Here is an 18,888-nt window from a genome sequence, read left to right on the forward strand (position 1 = left end):
GACCCGTTATGCGGGCCCGGCGGACGCAGCCTCCGGGCCGGCCGGCAGGCGCCTAGAGTCCCAGCTCGGCAGGGACCGGCAGGTCCTTGTCCAGCAGGTTCTTGGCGAGGAAGTGCTCGACGACGCCGTACCAGACCTTGGCGTGCTGCGGCTGCAGGATCCAGTGGTTTTCGTCCGGGAAATAGAGGAAGCGGTGCTCGGTTTCGCCGTTCTCGTCGGCCGCAAGCTGGGACTTGGAGAGGAGTTCGTACCAAAGACGCAGGCCCTCGCCGATCGGGACGCGGTAGTCCCTGTCGCCATGGATGACGAGCATCGGGGTGCTGATGTTCCCGACGTGCAGGTGCGGGGAGTTCTCCAGCGCCATCTCGGGCGTCATCTCCCTGAGCCAGTACTGCGCATCGTCGGTGGTGGGGCCGAACTGGTCCAGCGCCCAGAGGCTGGCATGGGTGATGATCGCCCGGAACCGGTCCGTATGCCCGGCCACCCAGTTGGCCATGTAGCCGCCGAAGGACCCGCCCATGGCAGCCGTGCGGGTCTCATCGATGTCAGGGCGCTGCACAACTGCGTCGGTGATGGCCATCAGGTCGGTGAATGGCGCCTGGCCCCATGCACCCCAGCCGCGCTGGATGTGGTGCTGGCCGTACCCCGTGGACAGGGCCGGGTCCGGCAACAGCACGGCATACCCCCGGGCGACGAGCAGCCAGGGGTTCCAGCGCCAGGTCCAGGCGTTCCAGGACCCGAGCGGGCCACCGTGGATCCAGAGCAGCAGTGGCGCCGGGCTGCCGGCCGAGGCACCTTCGGGGAGGGCGAGGTATGCCGGCACGCGGGTGCCGTCTGCCGCCGTCGTCTCCACGCGTTCCAGCGAGCCTTGGTAGTGCGGGCGTTCGGCGGGGGCGGGGAGCCGGACGACGTCGCCGCTGGCGAGGTCGATCCGGACGGCTTCGGCCGGGAACTCGTAGGAGCTGCGCAGCGCATAGGCGGTGCGACCGTCCGGGGCGACCACAACGTCGGTGTACGCGGCGGTATCGGCGGTCAGGCGGGTGACGCTGCCCGCTGTGTCATCGCCGTCGCCGTCGCCGGACAGTCTGATCCGGAAGACGGGTGAGGCGCCGTCCTCGTCGGCGGTGACGAGCAGGGCCGATCCGTCCGGCAGCCAGGCGGCGGGCCGCGGCCAGCGGTCCCAGCCGGGCACGAGCGGCTTCAGCGCGGCTTCCCCTGCCGTCCCTGGTCCGGACGAAGCGCCGGAAACGTCGAGCAGGTGCAGCCTGAGCTGCGGGGCCTGCTCAGGAGTGGTGTCGCTTTCGCTCAGCACGGCCAAGGTCCTGTTGTCGGGGCTGACCGGCCCGGGGAAGTAGCTCATGCCCTCGGTGTCCAACAGCACCGTGCGCTTCCCGCTGGCCACGTCGATTGCGACGAGAACAGACCGGGAATTCGCGTACGCGAGCGGCTTTGCAAAACTGCTGTAGATGGTCCTGCCGTCGGGGCTGACGACCGACTCTGCATCGCGAAGGCCGGCGCCGGCGTCGGGCGTGAGGTTGCGGAGCTTCAGCGGCGCGGCGGCGTCAACCGTCGTGGGTTTGCCCGGCTCCTTCTCCTCGCCGGGTTCGACGACGAAGAGTCTCGGCTGGGCGGGTCCCAGATCGGCGTCCCAGTAGCGGACCGGATACCCGCTGTGCAGGATGGCAGCAACTTTGTTGTCCTTGCGCGACTTGCGGCGCTCCTCGTCGCCGTCCTCGTCCGTGGCCCCCGCCAGCACGGAGGCGTTGACAAAAAGGGCGCCGGTCTCCTTCGCGGCCAGCAGGCCGCTGACACCGCCGGCCCGGGTGAGCACAACACGGGCCTCGCCGCCGTCCGCGGGCAGCGCCCACAGGGCGTTGACCGGATCCGCCTCGGGGGTTTCCGGGTCGGGGCGCGCGGAACTGAAGTACAGCTCACCGCCGGCGGCAAACACGGCCCCGGCCTCGCCCTTGGCGCTGCGGGTGATCCGGCGGGCCTGCTTCCGCCCTTCCGGGTCCAGCTCCCACAGGGCGGTGCGGTATTCGGTGCCCTTGTCGTTGAGCGTGGCCACGGTGGTGACCAGCCTTCCGCCGTCCGGACTCAGCGCCAGTCCGCTGACCCTCGGGATGGCGAGGTAGTGGTCCATGTCGTGGAAGGGTGTCTCGGGTTTTTCACTCAGGGTCTCTGAATCCGTGGAAGCCATGCACCGATTCAACACCCACCGTGGCCCGCATCACACCCCGTTCACTCAGAGTGAAACACTGCTTTCACATTGGATGGCCACGCATTGCAGGCGGCTCTCAGGGACTGTTGGCATGATGGGTCCATGAACCCTGAAAAGTCCCTGCCTCGACGCTCGCTGTTGCTCGGTGCCGGCGCCGTGGGCGGCAGCGCCCTGGCCCTCTCCGCCTGCGCCGTCTCCACGACTGACACCCCGGCTTCCACGGCCTCGGCCGGCACCTCCGTTCCGGCCGGCACTCCGGTCAGGGTCGGCAAGCTCGGCGACGTGCAGGTGGGCGGAACGGCCACCGCGAAAATGGACGGCAAGACGGTGGTGATCTTCCGGAAGGATGAGACGACCGTCCTGGCGTACGACGCGACTTGCACGCATGCCGGCTGCCCGGTGGCCCCCGCCGGAGAAGACTTCGAATGCCCCTGCCACGGTTCCTCCTTCAAGGGATCCGACGGCAGCGTGGTCAACGGGCCCGCAAAGGCGCCGCTGGCCAAGCTGAAGGCCACCATCGACGGCGAATGGATCACCGTCAGCGCCTGACACCGCCCGCGTGCCAGCGACAGAAGGCCCCGGCCGCTTCCTTGACGGAAGCGGCCGGGGCCTTCTGGCACCGCGCCTTTGGCTTGACTGCCTAGACGCTCGGAGCGATCTCCGGGATGCGCGGCTTGGTGTTGCCTGCGAAGGTGAACTTGGCGTCGTCGCCTTCGCCGTCCACATCCACTACAACAATGTCGCCGGCGTGGATTTCGCCGAAGAGGATCTTCTCGGAGAGCTGGTCCTCGATCTCGCGCTGGATGGTCCGGCGCAGCGGCCGGGCACCCATCGCGGGGTCGTAGCCGCGGGTTGCCAGCAGGATCTTGGCCGCGGGCGTGAGCTCGATGCCCATGTCCTTGTCCTTGAGGCGCTTCTCCAGCCGGCCGACGAACATGTCCACGATCTCGATGATCTCGTCCTGGGTCAGCTGCGGGAAGACCACAACATCGTCAACACGGTTCAGGAACTCGGGACGGAAGTGCTGCTTGAGCTCCTCCGTGACGCGGGCGCGCATCCGGTTGTAGCCGGTCTGCGTGTCCGTGCCGGACTGGAAGCCGGTGGCAACGCTCTTGGAGATGTCCCGGGTGCCGAGGTTGGTGGTCATGATGATCACCGTGTTCTTGAAGTCCACCACGCGGCCCTGGGAGTCCGTCAGACGGCCGTCTTCCAGGATCTGCAGCAGCGAGTTGAAGAGATCGGCGTGAGCCTTCTCCACTTCGTCGAACAGGACCACGGAGAACGGACGACGGCGGACCTTCTCGGTCAGCTGGCCGCCTTCCTCGTAGCCCACGTAGCCCGGAGGGGCACCGAAGAGGCGCGAGACCGTGTGCTTTTCCGAGTACTCGGACATGTCCAGCGTGATCAGGGCGTCTTCCTCACCGAAGAGGAATTCGGCCAGGGCCTTGGCGAGCTCGGTCTTACCGACACCAGTGGGGCCAGCGAAGATGAACGAACCACCCGGACGCTTCGGGTCCTTCAGGCCTGCACGGGTACGGCGGATCGCCTGGGACAGGGACCTGATGGCCTCGTCCTGGCCGACAACGCGCTTGTGCAGCTCGTCTTCCATCTTCAGCAGCCGCGAGGACTCTTCCTCGGTCAGCTTGAACACTGGGATACCCGTGGAATTCGCCAGCACTTCCGCGATCAGGTCCTCATCAACTTCGGAGATGTCGTCCATGCCGCCGGTCTTCCACTGGCGTTCCTTCTCGGCACGTTCGGCAATGAGCTTCTGCTCCTTGTCGCGCAGCGAGGCGGCACCTTCGAAGTCCTGCGCGTCAATCGCGGATTCCTTCTCCAGCTTCATGGCGGCGATCTTCTCGTCCATGATTTTCAGCTCCGGCGGAGCGGTCATCCGGCGGATGCGCAGCCGCGCGCCGGCCTCATCGATCAGGTCGATGGCCTTATCCGGCAGGAAACGGTCCGAGATGTAGCGTTCGGAGAGGCTCGCTGCCGAGGCGAGGGCGCCGTCGGTGATGGTGACGCGGTGGTGCGCCTCGTACCGGTCACGGAGGCCCTTGAGGATCTCGATCGCGTGAGCGACGGAGGGCTCCTTGACCTGGATCGGCTGGAACCGGCGTTCCAGCGCGGCGTCCTTCTCGATGTGCTTGCGGTACTCGTCCAGCGTGGTGGCGCCGATGGTCTGGAGCTCACCGCGTGCCAGCATCGGCTTCAGGATCGAGGCCGCATCGATGGCGCCTTCGGCAGCACCGGCACCGACCAGGGTGTGGATCTCGTCGATGAACAAGATGATGTCGCCACGGGTGCGGATCTCCTTGAGAACCTTCTTCAGGCGCTCTTCGAAGTCACCGCGGTAGCGCGAGCCGGCGACGAGGGACCCAAGGTCCAGCGTGTACAGCTGCTTGTCCTTGATGGTCTCGGGAACGTCGCCGCGGACAATCGCCTGGGCGAGGCCTTCGACGACGGCGGTCTTGCCGACGCCGGGCTCGCCGATCAGGACGGGGTTGTTCTTGGTGCGGCGGGACAGGACCTGCATGACGCGTTCCATCTCGGATTCGCGCCCGATGACAGGGTCCAGCTTGTTTTCCCGGGCAGCCTGGGTCAGGTTGCGGCCGAACTGGTCCAGGACGACGGAACCCGCAGGGGTGCCCTCGGCCTGGCCTGGGCCAACGCCGGCACCGGTGGTTTCCTTGCCCTGGTAGCCCGAGAGCAGCTGGATGACCTGCTGGCGGACCCGGTTGAGGTCCGCACCGAGCTTGACCAGCACCTGGGCGGCAACGCCTTCACCCTCGCGGATGAGACCGAGCAGGATGTGCTCGGTGCCGATGTAGTTGTGTCCCAGTTGCAGGGCCTCGCGGAGCGAGAGTTCCAAGACCTTCTTGGCGCGCGGGGTGAAGGGGATGTGTCCGGACGGGGCCTGCTGGCCCTGCCCGATGATCTCCTGCACCTGCTCACGGACGCCGTCGAGCGAAATGCTCAAGGACTCAAGGGCTTTGGCAGCAACACCTTCACCTTCATGGATCAGACCCAAGAGGATGTGTTCGGTACCAATGTAATTGTGGTTCAGCATGCGTGCCTCTTCTTGGGCAAGCACAACTACGCGACGGGCACGGTCCGTAAATCGCTCAAACATTTCGCCACACTCCTAGCTACGACGTACTTTGATGCTACGTGGCCGGGTTCAAGAATTGGGGCTTGTTCGCCACAGGGGAAACCGGGACGCCGCAGCCGCGTAACATCAGGGCGCACACGCGGCCCGGACGGCGCCCTGCAGCGCGGCCGGCGGGCACGGCGCAACCCTGCCGCCGCAGGGTCAGGCCGCCCCGGCAGGGTCAGGCCGTCCCGGCCGGCCGGAACGGCACGGGGGCCTGCAGTACCGCAGGCGCCGGCGCCACGCACGACAAAGCCCCCACCGGAAAAGCAGGGGCTTTGTGATAGGTAATGCGCCCTGGCGCATAAGGCGCCGCAGGATACTTGGCTTGACGGCTAGGAATTCGCCTTTTGGTAAGCTTCCTGAATTTCAGCCTGGATGCGGCCGCGGCTGTTTACTGCATAGCCGTTATCGCGCGCCCACTGCCGGATCTGTGCTGAGTCCTGGTTCCGGCCGGATGAGATTTTGGTGCGGGTTGCGCGGCCGCTTGAGGTCTTGCGCGCGTGGGCCACAAACCGCTCAACTGCAGAGCGCAGCTGCGCGGCATTGTCCGCCGACAGGTCGATTTCGTAACTGACGCCGTCAAGGCCAAACCGGACGGTTTCGTCCGCGGATCCCCCATCCAGATCATCAACAAGGATGATTTTTACTTTCTGTGCCATTAAAGACTCTCTTTCCAAAAGGATGAGTATTTAGGAAAAGCGGGATCTATCTGCTTAAAAGTATCCTCTGCTTAATGGCAACGAGTCAAAGCCAAATAGATTTTCCAAGGAAAACCCAAGGTTGAATAGCCCGCTATTAGTTCAGGCCGTTGGAATCGCCGTCGCTGCGGCGGGTATCGGGCGCCTGGGCATTTCCCTCGGCTTCCGCCTGGGCACGCGCTTCGGCCTGGCGCTCGGATTTGTCGGCATTGAAAATGGCTTTCATGGCGAACCAGAAAATCAGGCCGACCACCACGGAGGGCAGCAATACGGCGATGTACTCCATGGTCAGTGTCCTTCGGGCTTGAGCAGCGGGAACAGAATGGTCTCGCGGATACCGGCGCCGGTGAAGAGCATGACCAGCCGGTCGATGCCCAGGCCGATCCCGCCCATGGGCGGGGCTCCGTACTCCAAAGCGCGGAGGAAATCCTCGTCCAGCTGCATGGCCTCCACGTCGCCGGCGGCGGAGCGGCGAGACTGCTCGGTGAGCCGGTCCCGCTGGATCACCGGATCAATCAGTTCGGAGAAGGCCGTGCCCCGCTCCATGCCGCCGATGATGAGGTCCCACGCCTCGATAAGGCGGTCGTCCTCGCGGTGCTGGCGGGCCAGCGGCTGGGCCGACGGCGGGTAGTCGTACACGAAGGTCGGGTTCAACAGTGTCGGCTCCACCAGTTCGCCGAAGAGTTCCACCACCAGCTTCTCGGCATCCCAGTTGGCGTCGACTTTGACCTCATGCTTGGCGGCGAGCGCCAGCAGATCCGATGCCGGGGTCTCCGGAGTGATTTCCTGGCCGACGGTTTCGGAGAGCCCCGGGTAGACCGCCATCCAGGCCCAGTCGCCGTCGAGGTTGATCTCTCCGGCCTCGGTCTGCAGGACCCGGCCCACGCCGGCGGCATCGGCGGCGTCGAGGATGAGCTCCTTGATGCGGTCCGCCATGACGAACTGGTCGGCCCAGGCCTCGTAGCTTTCCAGGGTGGTGAATTCTGGGCTGTGGGTGGAGTCCACGCCTTCATTGCGGAAGACGCGGCCCATGTCGTAGACGCGGTCGATTCCGCCGACGACGGTTCGCTTGAGGTACAGCTCGGTGGCGATGCGCAGGGTCATTTTCTGGTCGAACGCGTTCATGTGCGTTTCGAAGGGGCGGGCCGTGGCGCCGCCGTGGACCAGCTGCAGCATCGGCGTTTCCACCTCGACGTAGCCCTGGCGGTGCAGGGTCTCGCGGATGGATCGTGTGATCGCGGCACGGGTGTAAACCATTTCGCGGGCTTCGTCCCGGACGATGAGGTCCACGTAGCGCTGGCGGACGCGGGTTTCCTCGTTGAGCTCGGCGTGCAGCACCGGCAGCGGTCGCAGGGCCTTTGAGGCCATGGACCAGGACCCGGCCATGACGGAGAGCTCGCCGCGCCGGGAGGAGATGACCTCGCCCTTGACGAAAACGTGGTCGCCGAGGTCCACGAGGCCCTTCCAGTCGGCGAGCGCATCCTCGCCGATGTTGGCCAGGCTCAGCATGACCTGCAGCCGGACAGCCTTGCCGTCAAGGCCGCCCTCCTGGAGCGTGGCGAAGCAGAGCTTGCCGGTGTTGCGGATGAAGACGATGCGGCCGGTCACGCCGACGACGTCGCCGGTGGTTTCGTCGGCCTCGAGGTGTGCGTATTTCTCACGGATTTCACCGAGTGAATGTGTGCGTTCAACACCCACCGGATACGCCTCGATGCCGCGCTCGATCAGCTTGGCGCGCTTCTCCATCCGGATGCGGGTCTGCTCGCTGGCGTCGTGGGAGTCGGCGGCGGTGTTCGGGGCGGAGGTGTTTTGGGAAGTCACAATCCCCAAGTTTACCGGGGTTTCTGCCCATTCAGGTCCCGCACAGCCAGGGCCGGTTGCGGAATAGACTCAGGGCTGTGGAGACGCGGACCATCAGCACCGACGACGGCGAAGGCGCCGGCCCTCCCCCCAGCCGCCCGGCTATTCGGCGGCCACCGAGGTCAGCGATCTCGCGGCGGTGCTGCGGGAGACCGGCTCGAACGACGTCGTGGCGCACAGCTACGGCGGTTTCGTGGCCCTGCAGGCGGCCCGGACGGTCCCGATCCACCGGATGGTGACCTACGACGCGGCGGTGTCGCTCTCCGGCAACCTCACCCGTCGCTGGCGGCCCGAGCTGGAGCGGTCGGTGGCTGCCGGGCAGCTCGATGAGGCGTGGGCGCACCTGATCCAGGGCCTCGAGACGGCCGGGCCGGTCTCCAGGCTCCCGCTGGGCGCGCTGCGGATGCTCAGCATCCTCTCCGCCCGGACCAGCACGGGCGCCGAGATGCGCGAACTGCTGCCTGCCGCCGTCGTGGAGATGCGGGCGGTGCTGGACGCCGATGCCGAGCTGGCGGACTTCGCGTCCGTGACCACCCCCACGCTGATGCTGAGCGGCGGCTGGAGCCCGGACTACTTCGCCGAGACCGGCCGCCAGCTCGCCGCCGCCGTCCCTCGATTGAATTTGCCGTGCTGCCCGGCCAGCTCCACGAAAGCCCGTTGCGGCCCGGAATCCGGCTGCCCCGGGCGGCCGCACGTTTCCTGCTGGCCGGCGAAGGGACCCTGCGGCCGCTCCCGGCGCGCAGGCCTCGGCTCAAGCTGGGCCGCTGAGGGGTGCGCCCTTACAATCGGTGGGCGACCCTTTCGAAAGGACCCCTTTGGCCAAGCTCTATTTCCGCTACGGCGCGATGAACTCCGGCAAGTCAACGGGCCTGCTGCAGGCCGCCTTCAACTACGAGGAACGCGGCCAGCGGGTCCTGCTGGCCAAGCCGGATGTGGACACCAAGGGCGACTCCGACGTCGTGTCCCGCCTGGGCATGACCCGTTCGGTGGACTTCCTGATCCCGGCCGGGGCATCCGCCCGTGAGCTGTTCACCGCCCATGCCCACGGAGACGATCCGGATGCCCTGCTGGAGCATGTGGACACCCAGCCGGTCGCCTGTCTGCTGGTGGACGAGGCCCAGTTCCTGGAACCGGGCCAGGTGGACGACCTGTTCCGGATCGCGGTCCTGGACAACGTTCCGGTGCTGGCCTACGGCATCCGCACGGACTTCCGCACCCGGGCCTTCCCGGGCTCGCTGCGGCTCCTGGAAATCGCGCACACCCTTGAGGAACTCAAGACCATCTGCCGCTGCGGCCGCAAGGCCATCTTCAACACCCGCCGGGCCGGTGACCAGGTGGTCTTCGACGGCGACCAGGTCGCGATTGACGGCCAGGACGTCTGGTACGAATCGCTCTGCGGCTCCTGCTACCTCGAGGTCTCCGGCGGGCGGCTGGGGAACTAGCCGGCCACCGCGGGGGAACCCTACTACGCCGTAGCTGCAGCCTCGGCTAGGCTCGGAGCATGACCCGCGAGAACATCAGGACCCCCGACGGTGGCACGATCGAGCTTTTCAGCACGGGTGCCGAGCTTGCCTCGGCGGGCTCCGGCGTCGTCGTAGTTGCGGCCTCAATGGTGACCGCCTCCGACTACACGCGGTTCGCCCAGAAGCTCAGCGCTTCCCTGGGCCGGCCGGTGCACACCTTCAACCGGCGCGGCCGCGGCTCCTCCTCGCCGCAGCCGGAGGACTACACCCTCGATGTGGACATCAAAGACCTCGACGCGGTGATGAAGCACACCTCCAGCACGGACGTCTTCGGGCACAGCTTCGGCGGCGCGGTGGCACTGCACGCCGCCCGCACCCTGCCGGTGGAACGCCTCGCCGTGTACGACCCGGCCGTCTCGGTGAACCACAGCGTCACCGCTGACTGGACCACCGAGTATGAGAAAGCGACGGCGGCCGGCGACGACGACCGCGCCCTCGCCGTGCTGCTCAGGGGCCTGGAGACCGGCAGCGCCCTGTCCCGGATGCCGCTGTCCATGCTGACCCTGGCGAACAAACTGGCCGCCGGCACACCGATCGGCAAACAGATGCGCGAGCTGATGAAGACCGGGGTCCGGGAGATCAAGGCCATCATCGCCGCCGACATGCCGGCGGAGCCGTTCCTGGAACTGCCGCTGGAAACGCTGATCATCGTGGGCGAGAAGAGCCCTGCGTACTTCGGTGTGGCCTGCGCCCAGATCCACGAGGTGCTCTCCGGCTCCAGCTACACGATCCTGCCAGGCATGGGGCACGACGGCGTCAACAAGGCACCGGACAAGCTCATCTCGGCGCTCAGCGAATTCTTCGCCAGCTAGCCCGCCAAGCCCGCCCCACCCCCACCACCAACCAAGCAACGCGGGGTCACTTAACGCCCGTCCCGCGGCTCCGGACGGGCGTTAAGTGACCCCGCGTTGGGGTTAAATGGGGCTAGGGGGCGGCGGGGGCGGGGTGTTCCGTTGCGGCAGTCTTGCGCATCATCGCGGCCAGGACGACGGCGGCCACGGCAATGACCGACGCCGTAAGGAACGCCGCGTGCATTCCCGCAACGATTCCCGCGCCGGCGGACACGACCGCGTAGATCGAGACGAGCAGCGCCGTTCCGGCGGCCCCTGCCACTTGCTGCAGGGTGTTCATGATGGCCGAGCCGTGTGAATACAGGTGCGGGGGCAGCGGGTTCAGTCCGGTGGTGAACGCGGGCGTGAAGATCAGGGCCAGTCCCAGGCTCAGGCCCACGTGCAGCGCGATGATCCACCCGACGGGTGTGCCCGCGTCCAGCAGGGAGAACTGGAACAGGGCCACGACCAGCAGGGATGCACCGGTGACGGTCAGCGGCAGCGGGCCGACCTTGTCGAAGAGCCGCCCGATGAACGGGCCCAGCAGGCCCATCGCGAGGCCGCCGGGCAGCAGGGTCAGCCCGGTCTCCAGCGACGTCAGCCCGCGGATTTCCTGCAGGTACAACGGCAGCAGGATCACCGCGCCGAACAGGGCGATCATGGCCACCACGAGCAGCAGCACGGACACCGTGAACATCCGGAAGGTGAACGCGCGCAGGTCCAGCAGGGGCGCCTCGGACTTCTGCAGCCGCAGCTGCCGGAGCACAAACGCGACCATGGCAATGACGCCCACGGCCAGAGCAATGACGGCGGCCGCGCCGGGACCGCCCTGGCCGCCGATCTGGCTCAGTCCGTAGACGAGGCCGCCGAAGGCAGGAACGGTCAGCAAAACGGACAGGACGTCGAGCTTGGTCTTTTCCTTCTCGCCGATGTTGGTCAGGAACCGGGCGCCGATGGCGAAAGCGGCCAGGGCGATCGGTAGGACAAAGACGAACATGAAACGCCAGGAGAAGTGCTCAAGGATCAGCCCGGAAACCGTCGGGCCCATGGCCGGCGCCACCGAGATGGCGATGCTGACGTTGCCCATCACGAAGCCGCGGCGTGACACGGGGACCAGGGTGAGGATGGTGGTCATCAGCAGGGGAAGCATGATGGCGGTGCCGCCGGCCTGGACGATCCGGGCGAGCAGGAGGATTTCGAAGCCCGGAGCCAGCGCCGCGAGCAGCGTGCCGCCGGAGAACAGTCCCATGGCCAGCATAAAGACGGCGCGGGTGGTCAGCCGCTGCAGGATGAAGCCGGTCGTGGGGATCACCACGGCCATCGTGAGCATAAAACCGGTCGACAGCCACTGCACGGTGGGTGCGGTGACGCCGAGGTCCACCATCAGCCGCTGCAGCGCGACGTTCATGATGGTTTCGTTCAGGATGACCACGAAGGTGGCCACCAGCAGTGTGCCGATGATAGTTACGGATTCCCGGGACATCTGCGCCGGCGGCGCGGCCGCCCCGTCGGCAACCTTGGCCTGCGCCGGATCGCCGGGGGGCTTTGAAGAGACGTCTGTAGACATGGGGTTCCCTCAGGGAGTTTTGAAGTGGGTCTGCGAGCGTCGTCGCTGCAACAGGTGCCAACCTGCAGCGTGCCGCCGTAATTCCCGACCGTGCAGAAAAAGTTCCTGCGCCCCGCGTCCGGCAGCCACGGGGTGCCGGCACCGCCGCGTGCCCGGCAGGACCTTCTGCCCTACTCCCGGAGGGCACAACGGCGTTCCCTGTAGGGAAGGGAGCGCCGCCGTTCAGTGCTGGTTGCTGCCTGTCACCCACATTCAGAGGAGTTTCGATGGGCCACATCCAACAAAGCATCCAGATCGACGCACCCGTGGACCGGGTCACGGGGATCGCCACGGACCCCCACCATTGGTCCTCCTGGTGGGTGAACCTCAGCGAGGCAAAGAATGTGGAGGGCGACGGCGGCCCCGGAACCGTCGTGAAGCACAGCTACCTGATGGCCGGCGTGCCGTTCCCGGTCACGACCCGGGTTGTCGAGAACGCCACAACCGGATCCGGCGGCAAGCACGTGCGCATTGAATTCGAGGGGCCGCTCAAAGGCTGGCAGACCTGGGACTACGAGCCCGAGAACAACGGCACCAAGGTATCCCTGGAGATCGAATACAACGTTCCCGGCGCCGCGATCGGCAAATTCGCCGACCGGGTGCTGGTGGAACGGCTCCAGGAGAGGGCAAGGGAGCAAACCCTCGGCAACCTGAAGCTCATGGCCGAGAGCGGGACCGCCTAGGAGTCCAGCGGGACGTTGTCGATCAGCCTGACCGGGCCCACCCTGGCCGCGATGAGCACCAGGCCCTCGCCGCGGAACGGGGTGTCCCTGCAGTTCTCGGCCAGCGGTTCGAGGGTGTGGGGATCCACAACGTCGAAGTAGTCCAGTTCCACGAGCGGCTGGGACTCCACGAGGGCCTGCGCCGAGTCGAGGTCCAACGGCTCGTGGGCGTTGGCCCGTTCCTCAATGAGCCGCAGCGCCCTCGAGAGCACCAGGGCCGCCTCGCGTTCCCCGGCGGAGAGGAAGCGGTTGCGGCTGGACAGCGCCAGCCCATCCGGTGACCGCATGATCGGTACCGGGACGATCTCCACCGGGAAGTTCAGGTCCGCCACCATGCGCTGGACAAGGGCCAGCTGCTGGGCATCCTTCTGGCCGAAATACGCCCGGTACGCCGGCAGCTGGCTGCCCGGCGCCGCTCCGGGCATTCCGTAGTGCAGCAGCTTGGCCACAACGGTCAGGGCACCGTCGAAGTGCCCGGGCCGGGAGGCTCCCTCCCACTTCCGGGCCATTGGACCGGCACTGATCCGCACCCGGGGGTCGCCGCCGGGGTAGACCTCGTCCACGTCGGGCGCGAACACCAGGTCCACCCCCACGGCGTCCAGCAGCGCCAGGTCCGCGTCCAGGGTCCGCGGGTACCGCTCCAGGTCCACCGCCTCGCCGAACTGCAGCGGGTTGACGAAGATGCTCACCACCACCACGTCGTTCTGCGCGACGGCGGTGCGCGCCAGCTCGGCGTGGCCCTCGTGCAGGGCGCCCATGGTGGGGACCAGGCCCTGCGAGGTGCCGCCCTTCTCCTTGAGCAGCCGGGTGCTTTCGGCCCGGAGCTGGGCGGCCGTGGTTACGAGTTGGATCGCCAAGTTGGGGACCTTCCTTAGGGTTCGTTGCCATCACGGTCGGGGCCCTCGAGCGCCCGCGTGATGCTGTCCTGTTCTTCCGGACTCAGCAGTCCCCGGCGTCCGGCCCGGCGGGCGGTCGCCCGGGCCATGGCCAGGTACGCTTCCAGAATATCGCCGCCGGAGCCGCCGTCGTGTTCCCGCAAGGCCTCGGCGTGCGCGGCCACGGTGCCCACGTCGCCGCGGGCCACCGGCCCGGTCAGTGCCGATTCGCCGGAGGCGAGTGCGTTCTCCAGGGTTGCCCGCAGCAGCGGCCCCAGCATGCGTTCCGGGGCTTCGACGCCGACCTCGCGAAGCAGCTGCGAGGACTGCGCCACCAGCGTCACGAGGTGGTTGGAGGCGTGCGCGAGGGCCGCGTGGTAAAGCGTGCGGTCAGCCTCGGCGATCGCGACCGGCTCTGCTCCCATTTCCACGACGAGGGCCTGGGCAATGGGCAGCATCGCGGCGTCCGCTGTGACGCCAAAGGTGCAGTCCAGCAGCCGGGTCAGGTCCAGGCTCATTCCGGTGAAGGTCATCGCAGGGTGCAGCGCCAGCGGGATGGCGCCGGCGGCCCGGACGGGATGCAGGATCCCGACGCCGAACCGTCCGGAGGTGTGCGCCACGAGCTGGCCCGGCTGCCACGCGCCGAGCTTCGCCAGGCCTTCGACGAGCGGGCCAAGCGCGTCGTCGGGGACGGCGAGGAGCACCAGTTCGGCGCGCTCGACGATGTCCGGCACGTCCAGCACCGGGACACCGGGCAGCAGGGCTTCCGCCCGTTCCCTGCTGGCGTCCGAGACAGCGGAGACACCGATGACGGCGTGCTCCGCGCCGCGCAGCGCCGCCCCCAGGACGGCGCCAACCTTTCCGGCTCCGATGATTCCGATGCCGAGTCGTCCTGGTTTAGCCATGCTGCTGCTCGTCCTGCCTGTTGGGTTCGTCGGTATGGGCGGGTCCGGCGCCGAGGGCCCGGACCTGGTCCAGCCAGTGCTCGCTGGTCTGGAGTTGGCGCGCGGCCCGGGCACGGGCCGCCTGTGCCTCCAGCAGGGCGCGCCCCTCGTCCAGGCCGGCCTGGATCAGCCGCGCGGACACCGGCCCGGCGGTGGTGTGCAACACCAGGTCCGCTACCCGGAAGCGCCTGGCCAGCGGCCCCTGCTCGAGCGCCATCGACTGGGTGCGCTGGTGCGGGACCACCACGAGATTGCGCCACCAGCGGCCCGAGCGGATCAGCAGGGCCGTGTCGGTGGCGGTGAAGCCGTTGCGCCGCCAGCCCAGCGGCGCCAGCAGCCTGGCGCGCCGCGGGGTGGTGACGAAGCCGCCGCCGTCGGTCCCGGAATCCGCCGGTGCCTCCGGAACAGCCGAGTCCACCGCCGGGTTGGCGAGGCCGTTGACGCCGGCGGTGAAGACCCGGACCGGGTCCGGGGTGCCGGGGTCGGGCAGGACGAGGGAGAGGACGGTGAGCACCTCGGGGAAGGTCCCCACCGGCAGAAGCGTGGTCCGGGATGAGGCCTCGCCGTTGTTTCCGGCGGCGCCGTAGCCGGCGACGTTAACCTGGATCCGGTACCAGCCGAAGATCCGCCAGAGCGGGGGCTGGCTGATCCGCAGCGCCTGGATCCGGCCCGGCGGCAGGGTCTGCGCCTGGGTGTCCAGCAGTCCATAGCGCAGCCGGATGCCGTCCGGGGACACAGCGGCGGTGAAGTTGTAGCCCCTGTTGACGGAGTTCCAGTACGCGGCCACCATGCCCAGCACGGCGGGGATCAGGAAAAGGTAAAAGCTGCGGTTCTCCGTAAGGGCCGAGAGCACCACGGACGCCGCGCCGCCGAGGACCACGAACACGCTCTGCTCGCTCAGGATCAGGGATCCGACCAGGCGGCCCGGCGGGACGGTCAGCACGGCGTTCTCGGGCGCTTCGGCGGCGGATGCCCCCGGGCGCGCGGGGTCCTGGGCGACGCCGGCGGCTCGGGCCAGGATCGTGGCGCGGAGCTGCCGCGCTTCGTCCATCCGGAGGTAGGCGAGCCGCACCGCGGACTCACCGGCGTCGGCCACCTCGAATTTGAGCTCGGCCAGCCCGAAGATCCGAGCCAGCAGCGGCTGCACGACGTCGATCGCCTGGACCCGGTCCAGCCGGGCCTGCCGCTGCTGTTTGAAGAGGAACCCGGTGTTCAGCCGGACATAGCCTTCGGCCACCTGGTAGCGGGTGAAGTACCAGCTCAGGATGTAGCCCAGCACGGTGAGCAGCAGGACAATGCCGCCGCCGAGCAGCAGCCACGGCGCCCGGCCGGCGATCCGCTCATCGACGAGGGGGCCGCCCTGGAGCACCCGTTCGAAACTGTCCCGGAAGAAGAAGAATCCCATGGCGGCCAGCACCACCCAGCCGCGCACGAACGGTGAGGCCGGGTGCACGCGCAGCCACGCGCCATCGGGGGCCCCGGCGTCTTTGGTCCCGGCGGCGTTGGTCCCGGCGGCGTTGGTCCCGGCGGCGCCGGCGGAGGCCTCGGGGGCAGCGTCAGGCTTCACGGCAGGACCTTCACGGCGAACCCGTCACAGCCCGGCCAGCCGGGCTTCACCGCGGGCGGAAAGCTGCTCACGGAGCCGGGCTCCCTCCGCGGCGGGCAGTCCCGGGATTTCCGCGTTGGTGCCGGCGGAGGCAGTGTGCAGTTTCAGCGTGCACAGGCCCAGACCGCGTTCCACCGGCCCGGCGCCGATGTCCACGTACTGCATCCGGCCGTAGGGGACCACGAGGGTGCGCTGGAAGAAGATGCCGCGGCGGATGAGCAGGTCATCTTCGCGCTCGGCGTAGCCGATGGCACGCACCTGGCGGGGAATGAGCAGGAGCCGCCACAGGGCCAGGATCAGCGTCACGGCGGGGATGCCGACGGCCAGCCACAGCGGGAAGGACGGCCACCAGCCGTTGACGACCAGAACCAGGGGAACGCACAGCAGCGACACGACGACGAGGTTGGCCAGCGCCCAGCCGGCAAGTCGCACCGTGACGTATTTTGGCGAGACGCGCCGCCAGCTGATGCCCGGAGGGTCAATCGCCTCGGTAGGCATATTCGCCCTCCGACTTGGGCTTGCGCTTTTCCTGCAGGCCTGGGGCCGGTTCGCCGTCTCCTTCTTCGGGCGGGATCCGGCAGAACCGCTCCACCAGCAGGCCAACCACGATCATGGCCAGGCCGCCGCCAGCCATGATGAGTGCCTGCCAGGCGAGGGTCTGGTCGCTGCGCAGGTTCCAGAGGCGCAGCTGGTCAGCGAAGATCCCGGCATGCCAGCCCAGCAGCACGCTTCCGGTGTAGGCGCAGGCCTGGGCCAGGACGAGGGTCCAGGCAGCCAGGATGGGGTTGAGCATCTTCTTTTTGTTGCCGTTGCGCCAGCGGAGCACCCGCAGGCCCAGCACGAGGGTGAGCACCACGATCACGCCCATCGTGATGAGCCCGGTGAGCGGCAGCACGGGGGTGTTCAAGCTGTAGCGGGTGGTCAGGATGGCCGCGAGCCAGCCCAGGATCCCGACGGACACGCCGATCACCAGCAGCACCACGGGGCTGGTCAGCTTCATCATTCGACTGCTCCGGCCACGCCATGGAGGTTTTCGAAGCCGTCGAAGGGCACCAGATCGGCGAAGTCGGCGGCCTGGGCGGCGAGTTCACCGACGCGTTTGCCGTCCAGCTCGGCCGCGGGGTCGATGAGTGACCACGGGTAGAGCACAAAAGCCCGCTCGGCCGCGCGGGGGTGCGGAAGGGTCAGCTCGGGGTCGGAGCTGACCAGCTCCCCGTACGTGATGATGTCGACGTCGAGGGTGCGCGGGCCCCAGTGCACGTCGCGGACCCGGAGGTGCTTCTGCTCGACGTCGTGGCAGTGCTTGAGCAGCTCAAGCGGCGACAGGGTGGTGTCCACGGCGATCACCATGTTGAGGAAGTCCGGCTGCCCGGCCGGGCCGCCGACGGCCTTCGTCTGGACGATCGGCGAGATGGCCAGGAGGCGGACCTCCGGCGGGTCGACGATGTCGGCGACCGCCGCCGAGAGGGTGTCGCTGCGCGCCCCCAGGTTGCTGCCGAGGGCGAGCACGGCCCGGGTGTAGGTCATGGCTGTTCCTGCCGGGTCCGCCGGACGCTGACGGAGACGTCACCGAACTCGACTTCGATGGGAGCCTTGGGTTTGTGCACGGTGATGTCCACAGCATCGATGGGGAACTTCCGCAGCACGTCCTCGGCGATCCGCACGGCCAGCGCCTCGATCAGGTTCAGCGGCTCCCCCGTGATCCAGCCCCGGATGCATTCGGCCACTTCACCGTAGTGCGCGGTGTCCAGCACGTCGTCCGAGGCGGCGGCGGGGCGGAAGTCCAGGTGCAGCACGGCATCGACAACGAACGGCTGACCGTTGCGCCGCTCGAAATCAAACACCCCGTGATGGCCGACGGCGGTGACGCCGCTCAGCGTGATCTGGTCCATGGTGGCCTGTCGGTTCAGTTGTGGCCGCGGGCGGCCGGTGCCTGCGGCGGGGCCAGGCGGGCGGCGACCTTGACGGCGTCGAGGCTGGGGCCGACGTCGTGCACGCGGACCGCCCAGGCGCCCCGGTAGGCGCTGATGGCGGTCACGGCGGCGGTGGCGGCGTCGCGTTCGGCCGGCGGGGCGGCCTTGCCGGCCGTGGTCAGGAGGCTGCCGAGGAAGCGTTTGCGGGAGGCGGCGACAAGGACCCTGTGGCCCATGGCCTGCAGCACGTCCAGATGCGTCAGCAGCTCCCAGTTCTGCACGTCGGTCTTGGAGAAGCCGAGGCCCGGGTCAACGATGATCTGTTCCGGGGCGACGCCCGCGGCGTAGAGCTTGTCCCGGACCCCGGTGAGTTCCGCGGCCACGTCCGCCGCGACGTTGCCGTACTCGGTGAGCGAGTCCATGGTGCTGGCGTTGCCGCGGCGGTGCGTGAGGATGTAAGGCGCCTTGCTGCGGGCCGCGAGTTCGGCCATTTCCGGTTCCATGGTCAGCCCGGAGACGTCGTTGATGATCGCTGCCCCGGCGTCCAGCGCCGCCGCGGCGGTGGAGGCGTGGATGGTGTCGATGCTGACCAGGGCGCCGGCCTTGACCAGCGCAGCGATCACCGGCAGTACGCGCCGCTGTTCCTCTTCAGGGTCCACTTCGGTTGCTCCCGGGCGGGTGGATTCGCCGCCGACGTCGATGATGTCCGCTCCGCCGTAGAACATCCGCAGTCCGGCGGCGATGGCGGTGTCCGCGGTGGAGTGCTTGCCGCCGTCGCTGAAGGAGTCCGGTGTGACGTTCAGGATCCCCATCACAAGGGTCCGGTCCGTGGGGAGGTCCTTGAACTGCGCTGCCGGGCGGGGTTTGCGCAGTACGGGAAGGGGTGAGGTCGCCGGTCCGGTTCCGGGGGCTGCAGCGAGGGAGTCCATAGTCTGG

Annotated in this window: 18 protein-coding genes and 1 pseudogene; 5 read left to right on the forward strand and 14 right to left on the reverse strand. The window is 68.0% G+C overall.

From position 1 onward, the window contains the following. Positions 1–52 precede the first annotated feature (52 nt). Positions 53–2,200 carry a S9 family peptidase gene (locus AC1MFL_RS08170; RefSeq protein WP_479814661.1) on the reverse strand — a complete coding sequence of 716 codons (2,148 nt, stop codon included), beginning with the start codon at positions 2,198–2,200 and terminating at the stop codon, positions 53–55. 123 nt (positions 2,201–2,323) lie between these two features. Between AC1MFL_RS08170 and AC1MFL_RS08175 the strand changes: the two genes are divergently transcribed. Then, entirely contained in the window at positions 2,324–2,770 is a 447-nt protein-coding gene (locus tag AC1MFL_RS08175; protein ID WP_479814663.1) for a Rieske (2Fe-2S) protein, read from the forward strand. Positions 2,771–2,861: 91 nt separating this feature from the next. Here AC1MFL_RS08175 and AC1MFL_RS08180 read toward each other — a convergent pair whose 3' ends face one another. From AC1MFL_RS08180 to lysS, 4 genes are all read right to left on the reverse strand, one after another. Then, positions 2,862–5,354, reverse strand: coding sequence for an ATP-dependent Clp protease ATP-binding subunit (locus tag AC1MFL_RS08180; RefSeq protein ID WP_479814664.1), 2,493 nt, complete (start codon positions 5,352–5,354; stop codon positions 2,862–2,864). Between the two features lie 353 nt (positions 5,355–5,707). Then, positions 5,708–6,034: a histone-like nucleoid-structuring protein Lsr2 gene (locus AC1MFL_RS08185; RefSeq protein WP_226759157.1), complete on the reverse strand. Its 327-nt coding sequence runs from the start codon at positions 6,032–6,034 to the stop codon at positions 5,708–5,710. A 136-nt stretch (positions 6,035–6,170) separates the two neighbouring features. Continuing rightward, a complete protein-coding gene (locus AC1MFL_RS08190; protein ID WP_479814666.1) occupies positions 6,171–6,359 on the reverse strand; it encodes a hypothetical protein in 189 nt (62 codons plus the stop codon). Between the two features lie 2 nt (positions 6,360–6,361). Further along, positions 6,362–7,894 (reverse strand): lysine--tRNA ligase, encoded by a 1,533-nt coding sequence (gene lysS / locus AC1MFL_RS08195; RefSeq protein ID WP_479814668.1) that lies wholly within the window; start codon positions 7,892–7,894, stop codon positions 6,362–6,364. A 136-nt stretch (positions 7,895–8,030) separates the two neighbouring features. Here lysS and AC1MFL_RS08200 point away from each other — a divergent pair. The 3 genes and pseudogenes from AC1MFL_RS08200 to AC1MFL_RS08210 all read left to right on the forward strand — a co-directional run. Next, positions 8,031–8,489, forward strand: a pseudogene (locus AC1MFL_RS08200) (alpha/beta fold hydrolase); the annotation flags it as partial. Between the two features lie 259 nt (positions 8,490–8,748). Beyond that, the gene (locus AC1MFL_RS08205) at positions 8,749–9,375 is read left to right on the forward strand and encodes a thymidine kinase (protein ID WP_226759162.1); all 627 of its coding nucleotides are present in this window, start codon (positions 8,749–8,751) and stop codon (positions 9,373–9,375) included. A gap of 59 nt (positions 9,376–9,434) precedes the next feature. Next, positions 9,435–10,268: an alpha/beta fold hydrolase gene (locus AC1MFL_RS08210; protein WP_226759163.1), complete on the forward strand. Its 834-nt coding sequence runs from the start codon at positions 9,435–9,437 to the stop codon at positions 10,266–10,268. Positions 10,269–10,380: 112 nt separating this feature from the next. Here the strand turns inward: AC1MFL_RS08210 and AC1MFL_RS08215 are convergent, their stop codons facing one another. Beyond that, on the reverse strand, positions 10,381–11,853 hold the full coding sequence (locus AC1MFL_RS08215; RefSeq protein WP_479814671.1) for a DHA2 family efflux MFS transporter permease subunit: 1,473 nt from the start codon (positions 11,851–11,853) through the stop codon (positions 10,381–10,383). 266 nt (positions 11,854–12,119) lie between these two features. Here AC1MFL_RS08215 and AC1MFL_RS08220 point away from each other — a divergent pair, with 266 nt between their 5' ends. Beyond that, positions 12,120–12,575: an SRPBCC family protein gene (locus AC1MFL_RS08220; RefSeq protein WP_479814672.1), complete on the forward strand. Its 456-nt coding sequence runs from the start codon at positions 12,120–12,122 to the stop codon at positions 12,573–12,575. Here AC1MFL_RS08220 and panC read toward each other — a convergent pair. The 8 genes from panC to folP are packed head-to-tail and all read right to left on the reverse strand — an operon-like array spanning position 12,572 to position 18,881. Next, entirely contained in the window at positions 12,572–13,471 is a 900-nt protein-coding gene (panC, locus tag AC1MFL_RS08225; RefSeq protein ID WP_479814674.1) for a pantoate--beta-alanine ligase, read from the reverse strand. The two genes, AC1MFL_RS08220 and panC, sit on opposite strands and share 4 nt — an antisense overlap. Before the next feature lie 14 nt (positions 13,472–13,485). Further along, positions 13,486–14,394 (reverse strand): Rossmann-like and DUF2520 domain-containing protein, encoded by a 909-nt coding sequence (locus AC1MFL_RS08230; RefSeq protein ID WP_479814676.1) that lies wholly within the window; start codon positions 14,392–14,394, stop codon positions 13,486–13,488. Beyond that, entirely contained in the window at positions 14,387–16,000 is a 1,614-nt protein-coding gene (locus AC1MFL_RS08235; protein ID WP_479814678.1) for a PH domain-containing protein, read from the reverse strand. Before AC1MFL_RS08235 ends, AC1MFL_RS08230 begins: the two co-directional genes overlap by 8 nt. A 24-nt stretch (positions 16,001–16,024) precedes the next feature. After that, on the reverse strand, positions 16,025–16,537 hold the full coding sequence (locus AC1MFL_RS08240; protein WP_479814680.1) for a PH domain-containing protein: 513 nt from the start codon (positions 16,535–16,537) through the stop codon (positions 16,025–16,027). Next, the gene (locus AC1MFL_RS08245) at positions 16,518–17,039 is read right to left on the reverse strand and encodes a DUF3180 domain-containing protein (RefSeq protein ID WP_479815389.1); all 522 of its coding nucleotides are present in this window, start codon (positions 17,037–17,039) and stop codon (positions 16,518–16,520) included. Before AC1MFL_RS08245 ends, AC1MFL_RS08240 begins: the two co-directional genes overlap by 20 nt. Then, positions 17,039–17,566: a 2-amino-4-hydroxy-6-hydroxymethyldihydropteridine diphosphokinase gene (gene folK, locus AC1MFL_RS08250; RefSeq protein WP_301227088.1), complete on the reverse strand. Its 528-nt coding sequence runs from the start codon at positions 17,564–17,566 to the stop codon at positions 17,039–17,041. Before folK ends, AC1MFL_RS08245 begins: the two co-directional genes overlap by 1 nt. Then, a complete protein-coding gene (folB, locus tag AC1MFL_RS08255) occupies positions 17,563–17,931 on the reverse strand; it encodes a dihydroneopterin aldolase (RefSeq protein WP_301227090.1) in 369 nt (122 codons plus the stop codon). The genes folK and folB overlap by 4 nt, the downstream gene beginning before the upstream one ends. Before the next feature lie 14 nt (positions 17,932–17,945). Next, the gene (gene folP / locus AC1MFL_RS08260; RefSeq protein ID WP_479814682.1) at positions 17,946–18,881 is read right to left on the reverse strand and encodes a dihydropteroate synthase; all 936 of its coding nucleotides are present in this window, start codon (positions 18,879–18,881) and stop codon (positions 17,946–17,948) included. Positions 18,882–18,888 lie beyond the last annotated feature (7 nt).

The sequence above is a fragment of the Arthrobacter sp. BG3 genome, from assembly GCF_056680185.1.